We start from the raw sequence: 19,095 nt of genomic DNA, 5'->3' as shown, positions 1-19,095 counted from the left end.
TCAAGGCAGAGCGCAGTGTCGAATTCCAACCCGGCAACCATTGAAGACGTCGCCCGGATCGCCGAGGTTTCGATCGCGACCGTCTCGCGCGCGATCCACACGCCGGAAAAGGTTGCCAACTCGACGCGTCTCAAGGTCAGCCAGGCTATCGCTATCACCGGCTATACGACCAACGCCATGGCACGCAGCCTCAGGCTCGGCCGCTCCAATATGATTCTTGTGGTGGCGCCCGATATCGGCGACCCCAATTTTTCCAATATTCTCGTGGGCCTTGAGAACGAGGCGCGATCGCATGGCTATGGCGTGCTGATCGGCCATACGCAGAACGATGCGCAACGCGGCCTTGAATATCTGAAGTTCCTGAATTCCAATCAGGCGGCAGGCCTGATCCTGTTCACCGGCATTTTGCCGTTTGGCCACCAGACAATGACCGCACGTTTGCCGCCGAGCGTCGGCGTGTTCGAGCCGGTCTTCAATGGCGGTATTCCCTATGTCGGCGTTGATGATACCGAAGGTGCACGCAAGGTGGTCGATCTGCTCCTGGCGGAAGGCCACCGAAAGATTGCCTTCATCGGAGATTCCCGCACGCGGCTTGCCTATAGCCGGCGACGCATGGGTTATGATGCCGGTCTTGATGCCGCAGGGGTTCCGAACGATCTGCGCACCATCTTCGAAGGCGACGGCACGATCGAGAGCGGGCGGCTTGCCGTCGAGCAGCTTTTCATGCGCGACACGCTGCCGACGGCCTTCATGTGTGTCAACGACCAGACGGCCATCGGCGTGATGATCGGGCTGGGCGCCCGTGGCTATGATATCCCGCGTGATTTTTCCGTAACCGGTTTTGATGATGTGCCGCAAGCATCCTTCATGTCACCGGCACTGACGACGATCCGGCAGCCTCGGACGCTGATCGGCAAACATGCCATGGCTCTGTTGCTTGAGCTTCTCTCCGACGGGCAACCGGCGGAAACGGAAATCCTGCTGCGGCCGGATTTGGTGGTGCGCAATTCCGTTGCGGCGCCTTCGCGTCAGTGGATCAAGCGTTGATCTTTCGAGGCAACGCTTGATAAATTTCCCAATCCAATATTTTAGCCGTAACGGCGGGCAGCCGAACGCTGCACACTGGCTCCAGCCTGTCCATTCGAAACCGTAAATTGCGCCGCCAGTTCCGTTAGCGTCGTGCTGACGCGCATCAGGTTGTGGGTGGCGGCGTTGGTCTGCTCGACCATGGCAGCGTTCTGCTGGGTCATGTGATCCATGCTGCCGATGGCCTTGTTGATCTCACCGATGCCGATCGCCTGTTCACGGGCCGAGCTGGTGATCGCGTCGATGTGGCCGTTGATATGCGCAACCTGCTCGCCGATGTTGCTGAGCGCTTCCCCGGTCTGGTTGACGAGGGTCACACCGCGCAGCACGTCGGCGAAAGACTTGTCGATCAGGCCCTTGATTTCCTTGGCGGCGTCGGCGGATTTCTGGGCGAGTTCGCGCACTTCCTGGGCAACGACGGCGAAACCTTTGCCGGCTTCTCCGGCGCGGGCAGCCTCGACGCCGGCATTGAGCGCCAGAAGGTTGGTCTGGAACGAGATCTCGTCGATCACGCCGATGATCTGGGTGATGCGGCGCGAGGAATCCTCGATTGCGCTCATGGCGGAGACCGCCTGTTCGACCACTTCGCCGGACTTGCGCGCTTCGCTTGTAGCATGGCCGACGACGCGGCGGGCTTCTTCCGTACGGATTGCCGATTCCTTGGAGATCGTGGTGATCTCTTCGAGTGCTGCTGCGGTCTGCTCAAGCGATGCCGCTTGCTGTTCTGTGCGGTGAGCCATGTTGTCGGTGCCGGTGACAAGTTCGCTGGCGTTACCTGCGGTTTCGTCGGCGGCCTGTACAATCGAGCCGAGGGCTCCGTCGAGTGTGGCAAGGGCGCTGTTGAAGTTCGCTTTCATGGTCGCAAATTGCGGCGCCAGTTCTTCATGGATCGCGGCGGTGAGGTCGCCTTTGGCGAGGCGGGAGAGTGAGGATTCGATCGCCTGCATCGCGTGATCCTGCTGGTCGGCGAGCGCGCGACGTTCGGCCTCGGATTTCTCTCGCGCCTCCTGAAGCGCTTCGAGATAGACGGAGATGCCATAGTCCATATCGATGAAGGCGGCCTTCATGACGGAGGTAATGTCGAGGCTGATATCTTTCGCTTTCTTCCGGTAAAGGAAGCCGTCCATATGCTTTTCGACGACGGCGCGAACGATTGATTCAACGATCATCGCGTAACCGCCGATGTACCAGCGCGGCTCAAGCCCGAGGCGGGCGTGAACCTTGCCGACAGCCGTAACGGCTTCGACATAGCCGGCATCGAAATCGGCGCTTGCGATGGTTTCCCAATGCTTTGCCTGACGCGACTTGGCGCTTTTCACATGGGCGTCGCTGGAAAAGAACTTGGACGTTACCGGATGGGCTGTCGCCTTCTTGTAGAAGGTTTCAAGTGCGCTATCGAGCGATGCGGTAATGACAGGCTTTGCCTGGCGCAGAGCCTCACGCTCGGCCTTACCCAAGCCAACGAAATCAAGCCGATCGCTAAGATCGCGACTCACGGAACCATTTGCAGTCATGCTGCCATCCTTTGACATCTGAGAGAAACATGCGGGCTGCAGCTTCGACGTCATGTCGGCAGGAAAGGCACGCGATTTGGAGGCAGTGTTAGATTTTCATAGTTAAGAATGGCTGAATAAAACTTCGGCCGGATATTGGGCGTTGATGTTTATAATATTGTTTTTATTATGAATTTTAGTTCTTGTAGATGACTTCTTGTGACGGCGTCGGCAAAATGTCGCACTTCTGATTGTCTCAATTCTGAGATGGCTCAAGGGTGCTCTACGCAAAAGGGGCGCCGAAGCGCCCCTTGGAAGTGTCGAGCCGCCCTCAGACGTAACGGTTTACGATGTTTTCGAGCAGTTCCTGCTGGCCCGAGCGTGGCTTCGGGTTCAGGTCGTTCTGTTCGACGTAAGAGGCAAGATCATCCAGCGACATGCTGGTGAGGCGCTTCTGGCCTTCAGCGGTCTTCCAGCCGGCATAGCGGGCGTCGAGCGGGCCGGAGAGCGCCTTGTCCTCAATCATCTTCGCCGCAGCCTTCAGGCCACGAGCGCAGCAATCCATGCCGCCGATGTGACCGATCAGCAGGTCTGCCGGGTCGATCGACTGACGGCGCAGCTTGGCGTCGAAGTTGGTGCCGCCGGTGGTGAAGCCGCCGCCTGCGAGGACCTGATAGAAGGCAAGCGCCATTTCCGGGACATTGTTCGGGAACTGGTCGGTATCCCAGCCCGACTGGTAGTCGTTGCGGTTCATGTCGATCGAGCCGAAGATGCCGAGCGCATTGGCAAGCGACAGCTCGTGCTCGAAGGAATGGCCGGCGAGGATGGCGTGGCCCTGCTCGATATTGACCTTCACTTCGTTTTCGAGGCCGTAGTTCTTGAGGAAGCCATAGACCGTCGCGACGTCGTAGTCGTACTGGTGCTTGGTTGGCTCCTGCGGCTTCGGCTCGATCAGGATCGCGCCCTTGAAGCCGATCTTGTGCTTGTATTCGACCACCATGTTGACGAAGCGGCCAAGCTGGTCGAGTTCCTGCTTCAGGTTGGTGTTCAGGAGGGTCTCGTAGCCTTCGCGGCCACCCCAGAGCACGTAGTTTTCACCGCCCAGGCGCTGGGTGGCGTCCATGCAGGTCTTCACGGTCGCTGCGGCAAAGGCGAAGACGTCCGGATCGGGGTTGGTGGCGGCACCCGACATGTAGCGGCGATGCGAGAACAGGTTTGCCGTGCCCCAGAGCAGCTTGACGCCGGTCTCGGACTGTTTCTTGGCGAAATAATCGACGATTTCGTTGAGGTTCTTGGTATTTTCGGCGAAATTCTTGCCTTCCGGGCGAACGTCGGCGTCGTGGAAGCAGTAGTAGGGTGTGCCGAGCAGCTGGAAGAATTCGAAGGCGACGTCGGCCTTCAGCTTGGCAGCCTTCATGCTGTCTTCGAACCACGGACGCTCGAAGGTCTGACCGCCGAAGGGGTCTCCGCCCGGCCAGACGAAGGTGTGCCAGTAGGCGACGGCGAAGCGCAGATGATCTTCCATGCGCTTGCCGAGGATCACTTCATCGGGATTGTAGTGGCGGAAGGCCAGCGGGTTGGTGCTATCAGGGCCTTCATATTTGATCTTGGTGATATCGCCAAAGAAACCGGTGCTCATGGGTGTCTCCTGTGTTGGTCTTTGAATGGGGATCAGTAAGCGTCGCGAATGGCGGGGTAGAGCCGCCTGTAACGCTGGTAGGCAGTCTCATAGGCATCGCGCAGCGCCGCGTCGGGTTCCACGGTTTCGGCAGTTGCCGGCGGGGTGAAGACGGTGAGCGAATCGCGGCCGGTGGCGGCAACGAGGCCAAGGCGGGCGGCGCCGAAGGCCGCGCCGAAATCACCATCGGCTGGAACATCGACGGGCAGGTTCAGCGCCGTTGCAATCGATCGCAGCCAGTAGCGCGAGCGTGAGCCGCCGCCGATCGCCGTGACACGGGAAAGGGTCGTGCCGGCGGATTTCAGGGCTTCGAGGCTGTCGCGGATTGCGAAAGATACGCCTTCGAGCACGGCCTGGGTCAGCACCACGCGGCTGCTTTCATGGCCGAGGCCGGCAAAGACGCCGCGGATAGCGGCGTCGTTGTGCGGCGTGCGTTCGCCGGAAAGATAGGGCAGGAAGGTGACGCTGGTCGGTGCTTTCAGTGTATCGCCCAGTTCGCCCGTCAGCTCAGCTGCACTCTTGCCGGTGACGCCGGCGTGCCAGTTGAGGGCGTCGGTGGCGGAAAGGATGACGCCCATCTGGTGCCAGGTGTTGGGGAGCGCGTGGCAGAAGGCGTGCACGGCGCTGGCCGGGTTTGGCAGGTAGCTGGCGTTGGCAGCAAAGAGCACGCCGGATGTGCCAAGCGAGACGAAAGCGTGGCCTTCCCCGATCGTACCCATGCCGCAGGCGGAGGCCGCATTGTCACCGGCGCCGCCGGCAATGACGACGCCCGCGCCCATACCCCAGCGTGCCGCGATCTCGGCCTTCAGCGTGCCGCCGACCTCGGTGCCTTCGACCAGCGACGGCATCTGGCTGACAGTCATGCCCGTCGCCTCAAGCAAGGCGTCCGACCATGCGCGCTTGCCGGTATCGAGCCAGGAGGTGCCGGCGCTATCCGACATTTCGGAGATATGCTCGCCGGTGAGCCAGAGCCGCAGGAAATCCTTCGGCAGCAGCACCTTGGCGACCTTGGCGAAAATGTCCGGCTCGTTTTCGGCGACCCAGACGAGTTTCGGGGCCGTAAAGCCGGGGAAGACGATGTTGCCGGTCAGCGCGCGGAATTGTGGATCGGCATCGAGCCGCGCCGCCTGGGCATAGCTGCGCGTGTCGTTCCAGAGAATGCAGGGGCGCAGCACCTGATCATCGGCGTCGATCAACGTGGCGCCGTGCATATGGCCGGAAAGGCCAATGCCGCGCACGGCTGCAAGTTCCTTGGGATGGGATGCCTTCAGGCCTGCGACGGCCTCTTCCGTGGCGCGGATCCAGGCGGCGGGATCCTGCTCCGACCAGCCGGGATGGGGTCGCGAGACGTCCATGGCGCCGGCGGCCGAGCCGACGATGCGCTGGGCGTCATCGATCAGAAGCGCCTTTACCCCGGATGTGCCGAGATCGAGACCGAGATACATGCTGTTCTCCTAGATATCGTCGCCTTCGGGCGCCGGTGCGGCGTCATCGAAGGGCAGGTTGTCTTTCAGGAAGATGTCGATGCGGATGCGTTCCTGCGCGCTGAGGACGGCCTGGCCATCGGCCTTCGCCTTCAGCACGCGGATGGCTGATCGTACCTCGTGGCCGGCATCCTGGTTCAACACGGCGTCGATCAGGCCGTCTTTCAGTGCGCTGCGAGTGTGGGCGGTCAGTTCATGGGCAATGACGCAGACGGGTGCCTCGGTCCGGCGCATCTTCAATGCGGCGATCAGGCCGCGATTGCCGGCGCCGAGCGAATAGATACCAGCGATGTCCGGATGGCCAACGAAAGCGCCCGTCACCAGCCGTTCTGCCTCGGCAGGATCGTCATGCCCTTCCAGCACCGGCAGAATGGTCCTTCCCGGGAAGTCGGCTTCCAGCACGGCACGGAAACCGGCGAGGCGATCTCGATGGTCGCGCACCAGCATCGAACCGGCGAGCACCACCACCGGGCCGGGTCGCGTGCCAAGAAAACGGCCCATCAGGCTGCCGGCGGTGCGTCCGGCGGCGCTGTTGTCAATGCCGGCAAAATGATCACGGGTTGAAACGGAAAGGTCGGAAACGAGGGTTATGGCGGGTATTCCGTCGCGGTGCAGGCGACCAACAGCGGCTGCAACGATTGGCGAATCCACGGCAACGACTGCTAGGCCGGCGGGACGGGTGGCCCGTGCGTCGTCGAGGGCCCTTTCGAGTGCTTCGACATCAAAAGGTGGGACCGTGACCAGAGAAATGGCGGTTCGCTCGACGGCGGAGCGACGCATTGCCGCCCGGATCTCGGTTTCAAGCCCGCGCATGAAGGAATTGTCACCGGAAGGCAGAATGAAGGTGAAGGGGTAGACGCGGCTTTTGGCGAGATTGGCCGCTGCAACGTCCCGGATATAGCCGATGCGCTCGATCGCCTGCTCGACCTTTTCGCGGGTCGCGCTACGCACGCCCGGACGCAGGTTCAGAACCCGGTCAACGGTCGCAAGACTCACTCCCGCGGCAGCGGCAATATCATGAACAGTTGGGCGCATTTTTTCTCCGCGGGAAGCATTAGAGGAATTTTTGATGTACGTAAATCAGAAATCGACGATGAGTGGTTTTGTGATAGAAAATTATTGTTTTAATTGGAATATTTCTGAATAAGCAGGTGGTGTTGCTTGTGAAAAGCGTGCCGCTGGTTTCTCTTCTCCCGAGCAGAGAGAAGGCGGCGGCTGGAACCGAATTTGTCGAGAAGACCCCCTCATCGCCTCGCATGCGCTCGGCACTTCTCCCCGCGGGGGAGAAGAGGGAGATCGCGGCATCCCTCCGAATCCTCACGAGGGTCCTTTCCCTCGGGAGATGGAGTCAGCTGCCGAGATGTTTCTCGCCACGCTTCTTCGCAAGCTCAATCTGCTGCTGGCGCTGGCGATAGCGCTGACGATCCTCTTCAGTGCGCTCCTCGTAACAGTGGACGCAGGCCACGCCTTCTTCGTGGTGCGGCGACTTCAGGTCTTCCAGCGTCAGCGGCTGGCGGCAGGCGTGGCAGAGGGTATGCTCGCCCTCCTTCAGGCCATGAGTAACCGATACGCGGTCGTCGAAGACGAAGCAGGCGCCTTCCCACAGGCTTTCTTCTTCCGGTACCTGCTCAAGATATTTGAGGATGCCACCCTTCAGGTGATAGACCTCGTCAAAACCCTGCTCCTTCATGAAGGCGGTCGCCTTTTCGCAGCGGATACCGCCGGTGCAGTACATGGCAATCTTCGGCTTGTTGTGCAGGCCGGTGTTGTTCTTCACCCAGTCCGGGAACTCGCGGAAGGTCTTCGTCTGCGGATCGACCGCGCCCTGGAAGATGCCGATCGCCGTCTCGTAGTCGTTGCGAGTGTCGATGAGGATGGTTTCAGGATCGGAGATCAGTGCGTTCCAATCCTTCGGGTCGACATAGGTACCGACCACCTTGTTGGGATCGATGTCTTCGACGCCCATGGTGACGATTTCCTTCTTCAGCCGTACCTTCATCCGCAGGAACGGCATGGTGGAGGCGCGGCTTTCCTTATGCTCGAGACGTGCGAATTCCGGCTGGGCGCGCAGGAAGGAGAGAACGGCGGCAATGCCGGCATCCGTTCCGGCAATCGTGCCGTTGATGCCCTCATGGGCAATCAGCAGCGTGCCCTTGACGCCGTGCTCATCGCAGATTGCCTGCAGGGCCAAGCGGAAATCGGCAAAACGCGGGAATGATACGAAATGATAAAGCGCAGCCACGAGAAACGGGCTGTCGTATTCCGGAGCGGCGGCCTCCGGGCAGGTGGTCTTGAGCGTGTCGGTCATGGCCGGTCAAATACAGCTTTCCGCCGTTTCGTGCAATCGGCGGGGCTGCGGCATGATGGCCGGGCTTTAAGCCGTCAGCTGCGGCAGGCCTTCCATAGCCAGATAGTGATTGGAGTAGCGATAGTTTCCGGTCACTTCGCGCCCGATCCAGTCCGGTATTGTCGGCTTGTCGTCCTCGCGGGTCATTTCCACTTCTGCGACGACGAGGCCGGAAAGATTGCCGTGGTAGACATCGACTTCCCAGGTGAAGCCTGCAAGCGGCACGCGGTAGCGGGTCTTTTCGATGACGATGCCGATTGCCTGGCGCATCATGTCTTCGGCATCGCGCAGGGGGATGTCGTATTCGAATTCTTCACGCACGAGAGCGGTCTTGGAAATCTTGGTGGTGAGCTGCGCTCGCCGTCCGCCGGAAATGCGGACCCTGACCGAGCGGCTGTCCATGGCGACGATATAGGCCTGCTTCAGGCGCGTCCCGGCATCGGCCTGTTGCCGCCAACGGTCGTTGGACACCAGAAACTTCCGCTCTATTTCCTTCGCCATCAATTCTGCCCTGCATGGTTGATCTTGTTGGTCGAGGCTCCATAAACATTAGCGAATTGCACACATTGTGCAAACCCGGTTTTCTAGCCGTGTGTTGCGGCCTAGATTGCATCTTTTTGCAAGGCAGGAATGACCGCCCGGGTCTCGACACGGCAGGCATCGGGGAGTATTCCGGCATCACTTCAATCGGTTTAAATAATTTGAGAGGCCCGGCATGAGCACGAAGACCGACAAACTCCTTTCCGTTCTCAAACTGCAGCCGGTTGTTCCGGTTCTCATCATCGACGATGTAGCGACGGCCGTGCCGCTCGCCCGCGCGCTTGTTGCCGGTGGCCTGAAGGCGATCGAGATCACGCTGCGCACGCCGGCAGCACTGGACGCGCTCCGCGCGGTTGCCGATCAGGTTGAAGGTGCTGTTGCCGGTGCCGGCACCATCCTCAACGCCGCGCAGTATGAGCAGGCAGTCAAGGCAGGTTCGCAGTTCATTGTCAGCCCCGGCACCACGCAGGAACTGATCGATGCGGCTAACGACAGCGAAATTCCGCTGCTTCCCGGCGCTGCCACCGCCAGCGAAGTCATGGGCCTGCGCGAAGAAGGCTATGACGTCATGAAGTTCTTCCCGGCAGAACAGGCGGGTGGCGCCTCTTACCTCAAGTCCCTGTCGTCGCCGCTCGCCGGCACGCTGTTTTGCCCGACGGGCGGGATTTCGCTGTCGAATGCGAAGGACTATCTGTCGCTGCCGAACGTCGTCTGCGTCGGCGGCTCGTGGGTTGCGCCGAAGGAGCTTGTTGCCAAGGGCGACTGGGCCGGTATCACCAGGCTTGCGGCCGAAGCTTTTGCCCTGAAGGGTTGATTTTCTTTCAGTTTTTTTGCGTGCAGGGCCGCCTTTTGGCGGCCCTGTTATTTGTATTCCCTTCGTCACGTTCCTATGTCTCAATCCGGTCTGACGAAAGTCGTGACCGGCTTCAACCAGCGAGGGAGTGAGACCCATATGTTCGACGCGAAGAAACTTCTGGATCAATTTCTGGGCTCCCAGGTACCCGGTGCCGGCGGCACTGTGAAGGATCGCGCGGGTCAGGCTATCCAGATGGCCAAGGACAATCCCTGGAAGGCGGGCGCTCTTGCCGCTGTGCTGCTCGGTACGGATACGGGCCGCGAGGTCGCTGGAGCGGCGGTGAAGCTTGGCGGTCTTGCCGCGATAGCAGGTCTTGGTTATCAGGCCTACAAGAATTACCAGGCGGGCAACGAGCCGGCAGCCCAGCCCGCGCAGCCTCGGCCGCAACCCGAACTCCTGCCGCCGCCAGCCGATAGCGGCTTCAGCACGGAACCGCACGTGGTTCGCAATGATTTCGTTCTTTTCCTCGTCCGCGCCATGATCGCAGCCGCCCGGGCCGATGGCCATATCGATGATGCCGAACGTTCGCGCCTTATGGACAAGGTCAAGCTCGCCGGGCTTGAATCCGAGGCCGAGCAGTTCCTGAGCGAGGAACTCAGCAAACCGACCGATCTCGATGCGATCGTTGCCTCTGCCAGGACTGAGGAAGAGAAGGTCGAGCTTTATACCGCTTCGCGTCTCGCAATCGAGCCCGATAGCCGCGCCGAGCGAGGTTATCTCGATCAGCTTGCCGGTCGCCTCGGCCTTGCCGATGCACTGGTGGATCATATCGAGGCGACGGTTTCGGCGGCGAAGGTTCCGGCTCAGCCCGTTCAACCGGCGCCTTCCGGCCCGTGGGCATAGTTCTTTCAATTGATGGTGAGCGGCCCTTTAAATCGGGCCGCTTGTCGTTTGCGACTGGCTTTCGCGCGCAATTTTCTTTAGCGAAGGCCCGCAAGTCCGTGCGCGGTTGTTCCGCCGGGCGATAGGAGACGACGTCATGGAAAACAATGGCAAGGAACGTTCACCGGCGATTGCCGCTGCCGTTATCCTGCTCGTCGTCGGCGTAGGGTTCTTCCTGTTGCCGAAGGCGATGATCTGGCTCGGCGGTTTTTCACCCTGGCTTGCCGCAGCGTTCGGAACGCTCTGTGTTCTCGCGTTTTTCCTGATCTTCTGGCTGAGAGCGCGATATCAGCGTCGTCGCGGGCTTTGATCAGGCCTGCAGGGCTGCTCCAAGCAGCACCAGTCCCAGCACGAGAACCAGAAGCGCCCCGAAAATTTCGATAGCATTGCCGATCCGCGTCGCGGTTACTGCATTGCTGGCGTAGCGCACGGCAAAACCCTTGGCGGTGACGGCCAGGGTGGCGAGGATGGAGACGGTGATCGCGGTTCCGATCGACATCGCAAAGACCGAAAGCACGCCGCCCATATAGAGCCCGTTCAGCAGCGCGAAACTCAGCACGATCAGAGCGCCGGAACAGGGCCGCAAGCCAACGGCGACGATTGCCGACCACGCCTCGCGCCAGTCGAATGTATCCCCCTTCAGCATGGATGGATCGGGGGCATGGGCGTGACCGCAGGTCGAACAAACCTCGCCTGCTGCATGGTGGTGATGGTCGTGGTGATGCGCGTGATCTCCCGCCATTGCGGGGACAAGAACCGGCTCGCGAACCATCATTGTACGCAGCTTGCGATAGAGCAGCCAGCCGCCGAAAGCTGCAATCAGCGCGTAGCTCGTGGTTTCGAGGAATTGTGTTGCCTGCGTCATCGAGATCGACGAGCCGCGCAACACCAGATAGGCCGCACCGACGAGGAGGATGGCGACAAGTCCTTGCAGGACCGAGGACAGGAAGGACAGGACAACGCCGCGTTTCAGTTCGGTTTCATTGGCGATCATGTAGGACGAGATCACAGCCTTGCCGTGGCCGGGGCCAGCGGCATGGAAGACGCCATAAGCAAAGGACAGCCCGATCAGCGACCAGAGCTGCCACGGATTGTCGCGCATGCCTTTCAGCGCGGATGTCAGTGTTTGGTAGAAACCCTGCTGCTCGCGGTTGATCCAGGCAAAGAAGCCGCCGAACAGGCCTGACGTATTGAAGGATGGTTCCGCCGTACCGATGCCGAGCGGCGACTGGGCGTGGGCGAGGTTCACGCAGATGATAGCCAAGCCAAAGCCTGCAAGAGCAATGGTGATCGGTTTTTTCGCAATCAGCATGTGAACTCGATCCTGGTCGCGAACATCTTCGACATATCGGTCCCCGTTGGATCGTTGAAGAACGCATCCGTGAGGCTGGATTTGTTTTCCGCCAGCACTTCGTCGGGATCAGGGCGGATGACCTTGTGTTCGCAAGCGTTGATCTGATCGCCGATCGGCGCAAGGTCCCCGTCCGTCGGGAAGTCGATCGCGGTGTACATGGTGGGATCATAGACGCCGAAGGAGAGCTTGCCCTTGAGCGGCATGGTTTCCGATGGCTTGACGGCAAACATCAGCAGCAACTGGCCATCCTTGTAGTCCGCGACCATGCTTTCCGGCTTGTTGACCTTCACGGTTTTGCCGTTGTCGAAGATCGTCGTGTAATAATTGTATTCCTGCAGGGAATCCAAAACTGTCTGGCCGATCTCCTGCAACTCGTCCGGGTCGAGCTCAGCATTGGAGTTCTTGTCGAAATCCATGACCACGCTTGCCGAAAACAGTTCATCGAACCGCCAGACGTTGCGCAGTTCCGAAATTTCTTGTTTGTCGTCCGAAACGATCTCCAGACGCGCTTCCGCAAAGATATGGGGATGCGCAAGAGCCATCGACGGCGCCATGATGGCGGCGAGGGCGAGAACAGCGGATATGCGTTTCATGAAGCTTCCCTTGCCTGGGCTGGTGCAGGGCGACACGGATGTCGTTCTCGCTGCAATGCGTTTCAATTGGGACAGAATTGGGACTGGGCGGTGCGGCGCCTCGTCACGCCCTTATAAGGCTAGCTGTTCTTCTTGAACCACGCCGTCAGGAAGTCGACAAGCGTGCGTACCTTGGTCGGCAGATAGCGGCGGTGAGGATAGATCGCGTAGATGCCGCGGTCGGTCGGCAGGTAATCCTCGAACAGTGACACCAGAGTGCCGGCGGCAATCTTTGGTCGCGCGATGAACTCCGGCACGGAAGCGATGCCCATGCCGGATTCGGCGGCGCGAACGGCTGCGAGCGGGCTGTTGACCTCGATCGGTCCGCTGACCGGCACGCTGAAGCTCGTGCCGTCCTTGTCGATGAAACGCCAGTTGCTGTAGGAGCGGCCGTTGGTGTCGATGACGCAGGCGATTTTCGACAGTTCGGACGGGTGCACGATCGGTCCGGTGATCGCGAGAAAGCGCGGCGAAGCGCAGATCTTCAGGTGGAAATCGGCGAGTTTGCGGGCAATGAGGGCAGAGTCCTCGAGCTTGGTGATCCGGATGGCGACGTCGAAACCCTCTTCGACAAGATCGACGAAGCGGTCGTCCGACACGATTTCAAGCGAGAGTTCAGGGTGGGCCTTGCCGAAGTCGATCAGCGACTGGCCGATCTCGGCATCGACGAAGGTTCGAGGCGCGGTAATCCTCAGCTTGCCCTTGAGGTCGGAATTGCCGGCCCTGACAAGATCGGCGAGATTGTCGATCTCCTTCAGGATTTCCGAGGCCGTGCGATAATAGGTATGGCCGGCTTCCGTAAGGGAAAACTGCCTCGTGGTGCGGTTGAGCAGCAGCGCGCCGAGCTCGTCTTCCAACTCTCGCACATATTTGGAGAGAAGCGCCTTGGAGCGTCCCACCTTACGTGCGGCGGCGGAGAAACCTTCGGCGTCGACGACGTCGATAAAGGCACGAATTCGGGTCAAGGTATCCATTCAGCTCTCCTGTCTCCCGTGCTCATGACGTATTGGCACGATCTGGTTCGACTGCCGGCCGTTTCAAGCGCAATTTTTCAAAAAGCCGATAAAAAAATCTGGCTCACCGTGATTGATGAGGCGTCCCGGCCGGCTCCAGGTGCCCGCAAGGAAATGCATTAGAAAACAGTAGGTTGGTTGGGGCTCTGTCGTCAAGGCGATCGTTCAGTAAAAATGAACGAAAGACGGCGACCCGTTTCATCTGAAAAAATATACTACCCCTACAAAAATCTCTTGATTACGACACTTTTTTTTCTTATTTCCCCTTTGCCCAAAGTCGCACGTGCCTGTGGGTGTCCGCCGACCCTCGAACTGGGAAATTTCCCTAAGGTGAGATCATCGGTAAGGTACCTGGAATTAACCCCTCCAGTCGTTTCTCCGGCCAACCGGACGAGCGAGGACATCTTGAAGCAACGACGGTGCGGGCCTTTTTGTTCTCTGCCGGCTTTCCATCAGCCGGGGTTACTTAGAGGCACACCTTCATTGCCGGAAGTGCGGTAGGGTTCTCCTTCCAATCAATGGCAGACAAAGCGGATCAAAGCTCCTGGCAGAGCGTTGGTCCATTATCCGCGCTGTACGAGCGCATGTCATGGTTCCGGGGTCTCCACCGGCTGGTACCTGTACGTGCACTCGTATGCCCTTTGTCCTCCGGGTTTCCGGAGCCTATGGAATATGGGGAATACCACTATGATGACTGCACGCATCTCCGACTTCCTGAACACCCGACGTCCCGAAGGCCCGTGCCTCGTGGTCGACCTTGATGTCGTCAGCGATAATTTCAAGGCGTTCCGTCATGCGATGCCGGACAGCGCGATCTATTATGCCGTCAAGGCAAACCCGGCGCCGGATATCCTGCGCCTTCTCGCCAGCATGGGTTCCAACTTCGATTGCGCGTCCGTCGCTGAAATCGAAATGGCGCTCGATGCCGGCGCGACCGCCCGCCGCATCTCTTTTGGTAACACCATCAAGAAGGAACGCGATATTGCCCGTGCTCATGCGCTGGGCGTGTCGCTTTTCGCGGTTGATAGCCACGAGGAAGTCGAAAAGATCTCCCGCGCGGCGCCCGGTGCTCGCGTGTTCTGCCGCGTCCTGACCGATGGCGAAGGTGCCGAATGGCCGCTGTCGCGCAAGTTCGGCTGCGTTCCGCAGATGGCCGTCGACGTTCTCGTCTACGCCCATCAGCTTGGTCTCGTTTCCTATGGCGTCTCGTTCCATGTCGGCTCGCAGATGACCAAGGTCGATGCCTGGGATGCTGCCCTTGCTGATGCAAAGCGCGTCTTCGTCTCGCTTGCCAAGCAGGGCATCGAGCTCAAGATGGTCAACATGGGCGGTGGTTTTCCGACCAAGTACCTGCGTGACGTTCCGTCTGCCGAAGCCTATGGACAGGCGATCTACGGGTCGCTGCGCAAGCACTTCGGCAACAACCTGCCGGAAACCATCATCGAGCCGGGTCGCGGCATGGTCGGCAATGCCGGCGTGATCAAGACGGAAGTCGTGCTGATCTCGCGCAAGTCGGACAATGACGCGCATCGCTGGGTGTTCCTCGACATCGGCAAGTTCGGCGGTCTCGCCGAGACCATGGACGAAGCGATCCGCTACCCGATCCGCACCGCCCATGACGGTGGCGAAATGGAGCCTTGCGTGCTCGCCGGCCCGACCTGCGATTCGGCCGATGTCATGTACGAAAAGAACATGTATCCGCTGCCGCTCTCGCTTTCGATCGGCGACGAAGTTCTGATCGAGGGCACAGGTGCCTACACGACCACCTACTCGGCCGTCGCCTTTAACGGCTTTGAGCCCCTGAGGTCTTACGTGATCTGATCTTTCGTGGCTCCCGTGCTACAGGCGGGAGCCGCACCTTCACAATTCCCATTCGATACCGTCTGAAACGGTTTTGAGTTTCGGAGGCCAAGATGGCCGCTGTTCTTGATTCTGTCCGCGCCTTCTTTGCGCAGAATACCTTCACCATCGACCAGGAAAACCCGGGCGACGTCGTCGCGCGTGAAAACCTGCTGGACCGCGCCATGGGTCCGAACCGCCGTCGCAAGTCGTCGGAAGCGCTGCGTCGCGGTCGTGTTCCAGCAGAAGGCCTGGCACTGGTTGCTCGCGATGCCGATGGCCATGTCATCGGTACCGTTCGGCTTTGGAGTGTTGAAGCCGGCGTCGATCGCGACGGTAGCTCCGTGCCGGCGCTTTTGCTCGGCCCGCTCGCCGTTAATGGCGCGCATGAAGGCCAGGGCATTGGTGGCGCGCTCATGCGTGCGGCGATCGCGGAAGCCAAGAGGCGCGGCCATGGCGCCATCCTGCTCGTCGGCGATGCGCCCTATTATGAGCGCTTCGGCTTCTTTGCCGAAAAGACAAAGCACCTTGTCATGCCTGGCCCGTTCGAGCGCACCCGGTTTCTCGGTCTCGACCTGAAGGCGGGCTGGCTCGATGGAGCGGTTGGTCTACTGACCCCGAGCGGCCGAAAACTTGCCCGCCCGTCGCTGCGCAAGGCTGCGTGATTTCGCTACCTTTCACCCCTGAATATCAGCGGTCTTTTACATCACCCGAACATCCATTGATGTTCGGGTGATGTCGGCGTTGTCACAACATCCTGTCCGGTGGTGAGAGCGGCAAGAGGCGTCGTCTGCTCCCTGCGGTATTCGTCGGGGCGGTGTCGGAATTTCCAGGCGCCGTCTTTTTTGGTGTTCAACCCTGCTGACGACGCCGAATTGACAGGCGGCTTGGATTGCCATAGAGGCAAGGCCAACGGGTAGGAGCCCCGGCCGTCCGCTGGCGAAAGCCAAGGTGAAGCTCTCAGATTTCGACGCGGTCATCCATTTTCATGGCGTGCGACCCGGTGGCAATGCGGACCCCTCCATATGAGAGCATGTCGATGAGGAGACCTGTCATGGGTACTGCATCAAGCGTACCGCTACCTTCCCTTGAGGGCTTGAAAGAGCAAGCCAAACGCCTGCGCGCCGCGCTCACGAGCCAGGGGCAAGAGATCAATCACGCCAAGGCGCTAGAGCTGATTGCCAGCCAATATGGTTTTCGCGACTGGAATACGCTGCATGCCGCCGCTGGCAACCGACCGCCGCTCAATCCCTGGATGCTCGGTTCGAAAGTGAAGGGGCTTTATCTCGGACAACCGTTCGAGGCGGAAATCCTGGGCGTTCAGGCCATGGGTTCGCAACCGGCTCGCTATCGTTTGACCCTGCATTTCGCCGAGCCTGTCGATGTCGTCACCTTCGAGAGTTTTTCGGCGTTTCGACAGCGCGTAAATTGTACGATCGACGAGACGGGCAGGACGGTCGAAAAGACCTCGAACGGCCGGCCGCAGGTAGAGCTTTTCTGGTGAGCAAGCCGGCCCGCTGCATCGCGGGCCAGCTTTTTATCGTGTGGAGATGTCAGCCGGCGATATCGACGACGCCGCAGTCTCCGGCTTCGCTGCCGAAGGCAAGATGGCGACCATCGCGGCTCCAAGCCATGGATGATATTGCGCCCTTGCCGGGACGGCGAAGCAGCACTTCCTTGCTGTCGGCAAAGCGGACGACGAGGATCATGCCGTCGGCAAAGCCGATTGCGGCAATCTCTTCCACCGGATGGCAGCACACCTGTGTGACCATGATGTTGGCGCGCGTGCCAAGCTCCAGCGGTGCCTTGCCCATCGGGCCTTCCTTCGCCTGGAAGGGCCAGATGATGGCGGCGGGTGCGCCGGAAGAGGCGAGCCATTTGCCCTTGGCGGACCAGGAAATGGACTTTACCTTGGCAGGATAGCCGGTCATGCGCATATGCCGGGTTTCGGCACCCGGTTTTGTGTCGAGCTTCCAACCATGAAGGGCGTTTTCCTGCATGGTGGTCACGAGAAAACGGCCATCGGGCGAGAAGGTCACGCCCGTATGGGCGCCTTTCCATTCGAGATCTACGGGCTTGCCTGCCGTTGCCACCCAATGGAGCGTCACCCCGTTGTACCGGGCCAGCGCGACGCGCATGCCCTTGGGTGCAAAGGCAATGCCCTCGACCGTGCGTTCCTCGGTGAAATCCTTGGTCGTGCCGTCAGCCAGCCGCACATGCGCGGTCTTGCCATAGGCATAGCCGACCGAGCCTTGAGGGCCGGCGGCGACCTGCGCGATCCATTTGCGAGGGACGCTGGCAATCTCTGTGAGCGTACCATCAGCGGCGGAGCGCACGACCCGTCCGTCCTCGCCGCCGGTCAGGAGCGTATCGCTGGCGGCATCATGGACCGCGCACAGCAGGCCCTCATGGGCTTGCGATGTCTTGTGTCCGTGATCAAGCCGATGGATGAGGCCGGAAGCTTCCGCAAAGAACGGGATATTGTTGAGATAGGTCACGCCGACGACGTGACCTTCGAGATCGAGAGGGGCGACAGTTGGCATCAGTTCGGCTGCGCCTCGCGGGCAACGGTGGCCTCGCAGGCCTTGAACGTGCGTTCCAGCTTTTCACGATCCAGATCGCGGCCGATGAAGACGAGGCGGCTTTCACGCTTCTCGCCGTCCTTCCACGGACGCTGGTGGTCGCCTTCGATGATCATGTGCACGCCCTGCACGACGTAGCGCTCCTCGTCGCCCTGAAACGCAATAATGCCCTTGAGGCGCAGGATGTTCGGGCCTTCCGTCTGGGTGATCTTCTGGATCCAGGGGAAGAAGCGGTCGGGATTCATCTCACCACCGCGCAATGAGACAGACTGCACCGTCACGTCATGGATCGCCGAGGGCGCATCATGATGGTGGCCGTGGTCGTGATCATGGTGGTGATGATCGTGATCGTGATCGTGATCGTGATCGTGATCGTGATCATGATGATGGTCGTGGTCGCAATCCGGGCCGCACGCATGATCGTGATGATCGTGATCGAGGAAGTGCGGGTCGTTCTCCAGCGCGCGCTCGAGATTGAAGGCACCCTGATTGAGAACCTTCGTCAGGTCGATTTCAGAACGTTGGGTACGATAGATGCGGGCAGACGGATTGATGACGCGCACGGTTGCCTCGATCTTTGCCAGTTCTTCCGGCGTAACGAGATCGGTCTTGTTGAGAAGCACGACGTCGGCAAAGGCGATCTGGTCTTCGGCCTCGCGGCTGTCCTTGAGGCGCAGCGGCAGGTGCTTGGCATCGACCAGCGCGACAACAGCGTCGAGTTCGGTCTTGGCGCGGACGTCGTCATCCATGAAGAAAGTCTGGGCGACCGGAACCGGATCGGCAAGGCCGGTGGTCTCGACGATGATGGCATCGAAGCGGCCGGGACGGCGCATAAGGCCTTCTACGACCCGGATCAGGTCGCCGCGCACGGTGCAGCAGACGCAACCGTTGTTCATTTCATAAATTTCTTCGTCGGACTCGACGATGAGGTCGTTGTCGATACCGATCTCGCCGAACTCATTGACGATAACAGCATATTTCCGACCATGGTTTTCGGAGAGGATGCGGTTGAGAAGCGTCGTCTTTCCGGCACCGAGATAGCCTGTCAGAACGGTGACGGGGATGGGCTTGTTTGCGGAAGCTTCGGTCATGGGAACCTCAAGGGAAATTCGCTTGTGCCTGCTGGCACGGTTGCTGTTGATATAGGAGAGGAAAGCGGCAAGCGCAAATGCCGGATGAGAAAAGTCGCGGGGTCATTGCAGGTGCGGAAAGCCGGTTTCCGCGGGAACAGAGCCGGTGACCACAAAGGTCGAGGATGAGATCGTTCGGGAAACGCCCTGTTAGCAGCGGCCCGGCGAAAACGGAATGC

The 19,095-nt window shown here is 60.0% G+C and carries 18 protein-coding genes; 7 read left to right on the top strand and 11 right to left on the bottom strand.

Features of this window, described 5'->3' with window-relative positions; translation table 11 throughout:
- Window positions 1-15: 15 nt before the first annotated feature.
- The gene (locus QO002_RS20035; RefSeq protein WP_307232880.1) at window positions 16-1,047 is read left to right on the top strand and encodes a LacI family DNA-binding transcriptional regulator; all 1,032 of its coding nucleotides are present in this window, start codon (window positions 16-18) and stop codon (window positions 1,045-1,047) included.
- A 41-nt stretch (window positions 1,048-1,088) separates the two neighbouring features.
- Here QO002_RS20035 and QO002_RS20030 read toward each other — a convergent pair whose 3' ends face one another.
- The 6 genes from QO002_RS20030 to QO002_RS20005 all read right to left on the bottom strand — a co-directional run bounded on the left by QO002_RS20030 (window position 1,089) and on the right by QO002_RS20005 (window position 8,589).
- Complete coding sequence (locus QO002_RS20030; RefSeq protein ID WP_307232878.1) at window positions 1,089-2,600, bottom strand: methyl-accepting chemotaxis protein; 1,512 nt, start codon at window positions 2,598-2,600, stop codon at window positions 1,089-1,091.
- Window positions 2,601-2,910: 310 nt separating this feature from the next.
- Complete coding sequence (xylA, locus tag QO002_RS20025; protein WP_307232876.1) at window positions 2,911-4,218, bottom strand: xylose isomerase; 1,308 nt, start codon at window positions 4,216-4,218, stop codon at window positions 2,911-2,913.
- Window positions 4,219-4,250: 32 nt separating this feature from the next.
- Entirely contained in the window at window positions 4,251-5,702 is a 1,452-nt protein-coding gene (gene xylB / locus QO002_RS20020; protein WP_307232873.1) for a xylulokinase, read from the bottom strand.
- Between the two features lie 9 nt (window positions 5,703-5,711).
- A complete protein-coding gene (locus QO002_RS20015; protein ID WP_307232871.1) occupies window positions 5,712-6,776 on the bottom strand; it encodes a LacI family DNA-binding transcriptional regulator in 1,065 nt (354 codons plus the stop codon).
- 313 nt (window positions 6,777-7,089) lie between these two features.
- Window positions 7,090-8,049 (bottom strand): oxygen-dependent tRNA uridine(34) hydroxylase TrhO, encoded by a 960-nt coding sequence (gene trhO / locus QO002_RS20010; RefSeq protein WP_307232869.1) that lies wholly within the window; start codon window positions 8,047-8,049, stop codon window positions 7,090-7,092.
- A 66-nt stretch (window positions 8,050-8,115) separates the two neighbouring features.
- Entirely contained in the window at window positions 8,116-8,589 is a 474-nt protein-coding gene (locus QO002_RS20005) for a CYTH domain-containing protein (protein ID WP_307232867.1), read from the bottom strand.
- A gap of 214 nt (window positions 8,590-8,803) precedes the next feature.
- On the opposite strand from QO002_RS20005, the gene QO002_RS20000 reads away from it, so the two are divergent.
- From QO002_RS20000 to QO002_RS19990, 3 genes are all read left to right on the top strand, one after another.
- Complete coding sequence (locus QO002_RS20000) at window positions 8,804-9,442, top strand: 2-dehydro-3-deoxy-phosphogluconate aldolase (RefSeq protein ID WP_307232865.1); 639 nt, start codon at window positions 8,804-8,806, stop codon at window positions 9,440-9,442.
- Window positions 9,443-9,580: 138 nt separating this feature from the next.
- Window positions 9,581-10,327 (top strand): tellurite resistance TerB family protein, encoded by a 747-nt coding sequence (locus QO002_RS19995; protein ID WP_307232863.1) that lies wholly within the window; start codon window positions 9,581-9,583, stop codon window positions 10,325-10,327.
- Between the two features lie 136 nt (window positions 10,328-10,463).
- The gene (locus QO002_RS19990) at window positions 10,464-10,676 is read left to right on the top strand and encodes a hypothetical protein (protein WP_307232861.1); all 213 of its coding nucleotides are present in this window, start codon (window positions 10,464-10,466) and stop codon (window positions 10,674-10,676) included.
- Here the strand turns inward: QO002_RS19990 and QO002_RS19985 are convergent, their stop codons facing one another.
- From QO002_RS19985 to QO002_RS19975, 3 genes are all read right to left on the bottom strand, one after another.
- Window positions 10,677-11,678, bottom strand: a complete 1,002-nt coding sequence (locus tag QO002_RS19985) for a nickel/cobalt transporter (RefSeq protein ID WP_307232859.1) — start codon at window positions 11,676-11,678, stop codon at window positions 10,677-10,679.
- Window positions 11,672-12,313 (bottom strand): DUF1007 family protein, encoded by a 642-nt coding sequence (locus QO002_RS19980; protein ID WP_307232857.1) that lies wholly within the window; start codon window positions 12,311-12,313, stop codon window positions 11,672-11,674. The genes QO002_RS19985 and QO002_RS19980 overlap by 7 nt, the downstream gene beginning before the upstream one ends.
- 119 nt (window positions 12,314-12,432) lie before the next feature.
- Window positions 12,433-13,326, bottom strand: coding sequence for a LysR family transcriptional regulator (locus tag QO002_RS19975; RefSeq protein WP_307232855.1), 894 nt, complete (start codon window positions 13,324-13,326; stop codon window positions 12,433-12,435).
- Window positions 13,327-14,052: 726 nt separating this feature from the next.
- Between QO002_RS19975 and odc2 the strand changes: the two genes are divergently transcribed.
- The 3 genes from odc2 (at window position 14,053) to QO002_RS19960 (ending at window position 16,708) form a co-directional block, all read left to right on the top strand.
- Window positions 14,053-15,186 carry an ornithine/lysine decarboxylase gene (gene odc2 / locus QO002_RS19970; protein WP_307232853.1) on the top strand — a complete coding sequence of 378 codons (1,134 nt, stop codon included), beginning with the start codon at window positions 14,053-14,055 and terminating at the stop codon, window positions 15,184-15,186.
- Between the two features lie 92 nt (window positions 15,187-15,278).
- Window positions 15,279-15,869, top strand: a complete 591-nt coding sequence (locus tag QO002_RS19965) for a GNAT family N-acetyltransferase (protein WP_307232851.1) — start codon at window positions 15,279-15,281, stop codon at window positions 15,867-15,869.
- A 389-nt stretch (window positions 15,870-16,258) separates the two neighbouring features.
- Complete coding sequence (locus QO002_RS19960; RefSeq protein ID WP_307232849.1) at window positions 16,259-16,708, top strand: glyoxalase superfamily protein; 450 nt, start codon at window positions 16,259-16,261, stop codon at window positions 16,706-16,708.
- 49 nt (window positions 16,709-16,757) lie between these two features.
- Here the strand turns inward: QO002_RS19960 and QO002_RS19955 are convergent, their stop codons facing one another.
- The gene (locus QO002_RS19955) at window positions 16,758-17,747 is read right to left on the bottom strand and encodes a WD40 repeat domain-containing protein (RefSeq protein ID WP_307232847.1); all 990 of its coding nucleotides are present in this window, start codon (window positions 17,745-17,747) and stop codon (window positions 16,758-16,760) included.
- Entirely contained in the window at window positions 17,747-18,877 is a 1,131-nt protein-coding gene (locus tag QO002_RS19950) for a CobW family GTP-binding protein (protein WP_307232845.1), read from the bottom strand. Before QO002_RS19950 ends, QO002_RS19955 begins: the two co-directional genes overlap by 1 nt.
- Between the last annotated feature and the right edge of the window lie 218 nt (window positions 18,878-19,095).

It is taken from the genome of Pararhizobium capsulatum DSM 1112 (assembly GCF_030814475.1).
GTDB lineage: Bacteria > Pseudomonadota > Alphaproteobacteria > Rhizobiales > Rhizobiaceae > Pararhizobium > Pararhizobium capsulatum.
The sequence above is the reverse complement of the archived record's forward strand: the minus strand, read 5'-3'. Positions and strand labels throughout refer to the sequence as shown.